The following is a 507-nucleotide window of genomic DNA, read 5'->3' as shown; positions in this document are numbered from 1 at the left end:
ATGCTGCAGGCGTTTCCCCAGTACGGCACCGGCTACCGCATAGCTCAGTGGCGCTCCTCCGGCGAGGACGGCCAGTACCCCACACAACAGCAGCAGCTGACTGCCATGAGCACCGATAGCCGGCAGATGAATAGTGGCCAGCGGCAGCGTGGCGGCCAGCCCTTTGGGATTCAGCAGCTGCATCAGCATCCCGTCGCGCCAGCTCAGGGCTTTGACCGACTGTGGCGTCACCTCCACCCTGAGGCTGGCGATGGCAGTCTTCACTCCCAGATAAGCGATATAGAGACAGCCCAGAGCACTGATCAGCGTCAGCCGCGCAGGAGTGATCAACCCCGCCCCCAGCAGGCTGAACGCCAGCAGCGGGATAAAGATGCCGAAACCCACGCCCACACAGAACCCCAGTGTCTGTCTGCCCTGACCGTGTAGTCCGGCATTGAGTGCCAGAAAATTGACCGGGCCGGGCGAATACATAATGCCAATGGCATAGCAGGTTGTTGAAAAACGTTA

Annotated in this window: 1 protein-coding gene; it reads right to left on the bottom strand. The window is 60.6% G+C overall.

From position 1 onward, the window contains the following. On the bottom strand, positions 1 to 471 hold a 471-nt coding region (locus tag WH50_RS25910), incomplete at its 3' end, for a LysE family translocator (RefSeq protein WP_110190379.1). Positions 472 to 507: the final 36 nt, after the last annotated feature.

Source organism: Pokkaliibacter plantistimulans (genome assembly GCF_003194385.1).
Classification (GTDB): domain Bacteria; phylum Pseudomonadota; class Gammaproteobacteria; order Pseudomonadales; family Balneatricaceae; genus Pokkaliibacter; species Pokkaliibacter plantistimulans.
Note: the sequence above shows the minus strand (reverse complement) of the source record. Positions and strands in the feature narration are given on the sequence as shown.